Below are 4,828 nucleotides of genomic sequence, written 5' to 3'. Positions count from 1 at the left end.
GGGGGCACCGCCCCGCCGCGAAGCGGCGAGGGGGCAAGGCGGGCAGTCGAGGCTAGGCCCGCCGACGATGCGGCCCGCGCTGGGGGAACCGCCCAGCCGCGAAGCGGCGAGGGGGACGGGGCGAGGTGGAGTCGCTCAACGACCAGCGCGGGTGGGCCGCCCGCCGTAGGGTGAGCCGGCATGGAGCTAACTCTGCGCCGCACGCCGCGCCGCCGAGGTGCGGCCAGCGGTGCGGCTGAAAGCTGGTTCCTGCAGCGGGGTTTGCCGTCGGTGCTCACCCGCCGCGCCCGCTGGCGACGCCTCTGGTCACGTTCGGCGCCCATGCTGGCGGCATACGCGACGTTGCAGGCCTGCGTGCTACCGGTCTATCTGATCACCGGCGGCCACGACATCGAAATCACCGGAACGCCAACAACTTCCGAGCTGATCGTGCTGGTGATCGTCGGTCTCAGCCTCCCGCTGATGGTACTGGTCGGCTGGCTGGTGTCCCGGTCACGAAGCGGGCGGACGCGGGCCGCTCTGGCGACGGCGTCGGTTCTGGTGGTCGCCGGCGTCGGGGTGGGGACGGGCGACGCCGCACAACTGCCGCAGCAGGCGGCCGTGATCCTCGTCGTGCTGATCCTGACCGGCTTCGGCATCGGCTCGGTGGTCGGTTGGGCGATGCGCATGATGCTGTCGCACTTCACCATGGTCGGCGCGCTGGCGGTTCGGGCGTTGCCGGTCGTGTTGCTGACCGCGTTGGTGTTCTTCAACACCTACGTCTGGCTGATGGCCGCGACGATCAGTGGGAACCGGCTGGGGCTGGCGATGGCGTTCCTGGTCTCCATCGCGGCGGCCTTCGTCGTCTCGGCCACCGTCGAGCGGGTCCGGCCGATGCTGAAGTCGACGGCGGCGCTGCCCGGGGAAAAGGAACACCTCGCCGGCACGCCTTTCGCGGGCTTGCCCGACGCTGGAGATTCCGCGCCGCTGAAGAAGACGGAACGCCTCAACGTGGTGTTCGTGCTGGCCGCCTCGCAGCTGGCGCAGATCCTGGTGGTGGCGGTGGTGACCGCCGCGATCTACCTGATCCTCGGCTTGATCGTGCTGAGCCCCGAACTGCTCAACGAATGGACCCACACCTATAAGAGCACCGCGACCGTGCTGGGATTCACGCTGCCGGTTCCGGATTCACTGGTGCACATGAGTCTTTTCCTCGGCGCCCTGACCTTCATGTACATCAGCGCCCGCGCGGCCGGCGACGCCGAGTACCGCAGCACCTTCCTGGACCCCCTGATCGAAGACCTGCACACCACCCTGGTCGCCCGCAACCGCTACCGCGGCGCCGTCGCGCTGACCGCGCGTGCTGTTGACGGCACCGGTGGCAGTGACTAATTTCACCGTGTGTCCGCCCCCGAATCCGACCGCGCCGTCGGTAAACACGCACTCGACCTGGCAGGAAAGCGCTACGGGGAGGTGCTGCTGGTCACCGCCGGCGAGGCCGGCCCGCAGGCCACGGTCTACAACAGCTTCCCGCTGAACGACTGCCCGGCCGACCTGTGGTCCGCGCTCGACCCGCACGCCATCGCCGCCGAAAACGGTGTGGCCGCAGCGCTGCTCAACGGCCCGCGGTACTGGCTGATGAACGCGATCGAGAAAGAGGCCCAGGGGCCACAGGTGACCAAGAACTTCGGCGGCATCGAGATGATTCAGCAGGCCACCGTCCTGTTGTCTTCGATGAATCCCGCGCCGTACATCCCGAACAAGGTCAATCGCCACACGGTCTTCGTCTTCAACGCCGGCGAACAGGTCTACGAGCTCATTGACCCGCAGGGACAGCACTGGGTGATGCAGACCTTCAGCCAGGTCGCCGACCCCAACCTGTCGCAAGCCGACCTACCGCGGCTCGCCGACCGGCTCGACCTGCCGGCGGGGTGGACCTACCAGCCGCGAGTGCTCACCGAAGAGTTGCGCGTGGACACCAGGACCCGGGCGGCCCAGGTGCTGCAGGACAACCTGACCAACAGCTACTCGCTGGTGACCGACTGACGGCCGAAGCCGTCGAAACTCAAACCACGCACATCCGCCTCGGCGTGTCGTGTGCGTGGTTTAAGTGTCGCGACGCGGCTTGAGCGCCTACAGGTACTGGCCGAGGTTGGACTCGGTGTCGATGGCCCGCGATGCGCTCGAGCTCTTGCCGGTGACCAGGGTGCGAATGTAGACGATCCGCTCGCCCTTCTTGCCCGAAATCCGCGCCCAGTCATCGGGGTTGGTGGTGTTGGGCAGGTCCTCGTTCTCGGCGAACTCGTCGACGATCGAGTCGAGCAGATGCTGGATGCGCAGACCCGGTTGCCCGGTCTCCAGCACCGACTTGATCGCGTTCTTCTTCGCGCGGTCGACGACGTTCTGGATCATCGCCCCGGAGTTGAAGTCCTTGAAGTACATGACTTCCTTGTCACCGTTGGCGTAGGTGACCTCCAGGAACCGGTTGTCATCGATCTCGGCGTACATCCGCTCGACGACCTTCTCGATCATCGCCCGGATGCAGGCCGACCGGTCGCCTCCGAACTCGGCGAGGTCATCGGCGTGCACCGGCAGCGACTCGACCAGGTACTTCGAGAAGATGTCTTGCGCCGCTTCGGCATCCGGGCGCTCGATCTTGATCTTCACGTCCAGACGGCCGGGCCGCAGGATCGCCGGGTCGATCATGTCCTCACGGTTGGAGGCGCCGATCACGATGACGTTCTCCAGCCCCTCGACGCCGTCGATCTCGCTGAGCAGCTGCGGGACGACCGTGGTCTCGACGTCCGAGGAGACACCCGTGCCGCGGGTGCGGAAGATCGAGTCCATCTCGTCGAAGAACACGATCACCGGCGTTCCTTCGGACGCCTTTTCGCGCGCCCGCTGGAAGATCAGCCGGATGTGCCGCTCGGTCTCGCCGACGAACTTGTTCAGCAGTTCGGGGCCTTTGATGTTGAGGAAGTAGGACTTCGCCTCGCGCGCGTCGTCGCCGCGCACCTCGGCCATCTTCTTGGCCAGCGAGTTCGCCACCGCCTTGGCGATCAACGTCTTCCCGCAGCCGGGCGGGCCGTACAGCAACACACCCTTGGGCGGGCGCAGCGCGTACTCCCGGTACAGCTCCTTGTGCAGGAAGGGCAGCTCCACGGCGTCGCGGATCTGCTCGATCTGGCGAGTCAGGCCACCGATGTCGGAGTAGCTGACGTCGGGCACCTCCTCGAGCACCAGATCCTCGACCTCGGCCTTGGGAATGCGCTCGAACGCGTAGCCGGCCTTGGTGTCGACCAGCAGAGAATCGCCAGGCCGCAACTTGCGCGGCCTGGTGTCGTCATTGAGAGCGTCGGGGTGACCCTCCGGCAGGTCCTCAGCCACCAGTGGCTCCGCGAGCCAGACGATGCGTTCCTCGTCGGCGTGACCGACGACCAGCGCCCGATGTCCATCCGCAAGCAGTTCGCGCAACGTCGAGATCTCGCCGACGGATTCGAACGTGCCGGCCTCGACAACGGTCAGCGCCTCGTTGAGACGAACCGTCTGACCCTTACGCAGCGACGTCGCGTCGATGTTGGGCGAGCAGGTCAAGCGCATCTTGCGACCCGAGGTGAACACGTCGACCGTGTCATCCTCGTGCGCGGCCAGCAAGACGCCATAGCCACTCGGCGGCTGCCCGAGCCGGTCGACTTCCTCCCGCAACGCGAGCAGTTGCTGGCGCGCCTCTTTGAGCGTCTCCATCAACTTCGAGTTGCGGGCCGCAAGCGAGTCGATACGGGCTTCGAGCTGATGCACGTCGCGCGCGGAGCGGGCGCTACCCTGCGCCCCGGCCGCATGCTCTAGTTGCTCGCGCAGCAACGCTGCCTCGCGGCGTAGTTCCTCTAATTCGGCAGCATCGCCGCTGGACATACCTGACTCGCGGGGGGTACCGAATGATTCAGAACGCTCTGAGCCACCCATGTTGCGCTCCTTTCCCACACCGAATTGGCGCGGTGGATACCTTCAAAGCTACCGGCGATTGACCAATGATGTGGTGAGTCAAATACCCACGAAAAGTTAAGATTTTTGTCTCGCTGGTAATCTCGGCCACTAATCTCGCTGATCGAAAGGGCCGCCGTGACCGCAAAAAGCCTCGCCACGGGCTTGGTCGGCGCAGCCGACGTCGGCCCGACGGCCACGAGTGTGAGTTCGGTTGCACCCGTTGGCCGCCGTTCGCCCGTTTCGAAGAGCGCCGCGACCCCACGGCCGGCCTGATCGACTGGATGCACCGACACCTGTCCGCCACGCTGGGCGCCGTCGCCGTCCTGGCGGCGGTCGGGATCTCCGGATGTTCGTCGCACCAACAACCCAGAATCGCCTCCTCCGCGCCCCCCGCGGCCCCGCCGACATCGAGCACGGTTGTCATTCCTCCGAGTACCCCGCTTCCGACGCCTGAAGCCCTCACCGACATCTTGACCCGGCTCGCGGACCCGAACGTACCCGGTATCAACAAGGTGAATTTGGTCGAAGGGGCGACGCCCGAAAGCGCGGACACCCTGGACAAGTTCACCAACGCGTTGCGCGACAACGGCTACCTGCCGATGAACTTCGTCGCGCACGACATCGCCTGGTCCGACAAGACCCCTTCCAACGTCGTGGCGACCATCGACGTCAACACCGCCCAGCGGGCCAACGGCAGCTTCCGCTTCCCAATGGAATTCACGCCCTTCCAAGGGGGTTGGCAGTTGTCGCGGCGGACCGCCGAAATGCTGCTGGCGCTGGGCAAGTCGCCGGCGCCGGCGCCGCCCCCCGCCCCCGCGGCGCCCCCGCCTCCCGAGCCGGCGCCCGCTCCGCAGCCCGCTCCCGC

General features: G+C 66.5%; 4 protein-coding genes. 3 read left to right on the top strand and 1 reads right to left on the bottom strand.

Annotated features, from left to right (window positions below; all coding sequences use genetic code 11):
- Positions 1–180 precede the first annotated feature (180 nt).
- Complete coding sequence (locus WU80_RS24100) at positions 181–1,371, top strand: hypothetical protein (RefSeq protein WP_082459700.1); 1,191 nt, start codon at positions 181–183, stop codon at positions 1,369–1,371.
- A 9-nt stretch (positions 1,372–1,380) separates the two neighbouring features.
- Complete coding sequence (locus WU80_RS24095; RefSeq protein WP_055399384.1) at positions 1,381–2,025, top strand: hypothetical protein; 645 nt, start codon at positions 1,381–1,383, stop codon at positions 2,023–2,025.
- A gap of 87 nt (positions 2,026–2,112) precedes the next feature.
- Here WU80_RS24095 and arc read toward each other — a convergent pair whose 3' ends face one another.
- Positions 2,113–3,942: a proteasome ATPase gene (gene arc, locus WU80_RS24090; RefSeq protein ID WP_055399488.1), complete on the bottom strand. Its 1,830-nt coding sequence runs from the start codon at positions 3,940–3,942 to the stop codon at positions 2,113–2,115.
- A gap of 302 nt (positions 3,943–4,244) precedes the next feature.
- Between arc and WU80_RS24085 the strand changes: the two genes are divergently transcribed.
- On the top strand, positions 4,245–4,828 hold a 584-nt coding region (locus WU80_RS24085; RefSeq protein ID WP_055405877.1), incomplete at its 3' end, for a hypothetical protein.

The sequence above is a fragment of the Mycobacterium sp. UM_11 genome, assembly GCF_001414075.1.
Lineage (GTDB): Bacteria > Actinomycetota > Actinomycetes > Mycobacteriales > Mycobacteriaceae > Mycobacterium.
This window is presented reverse-complemented; position numbering and strand designations above follow the sequence as displayed.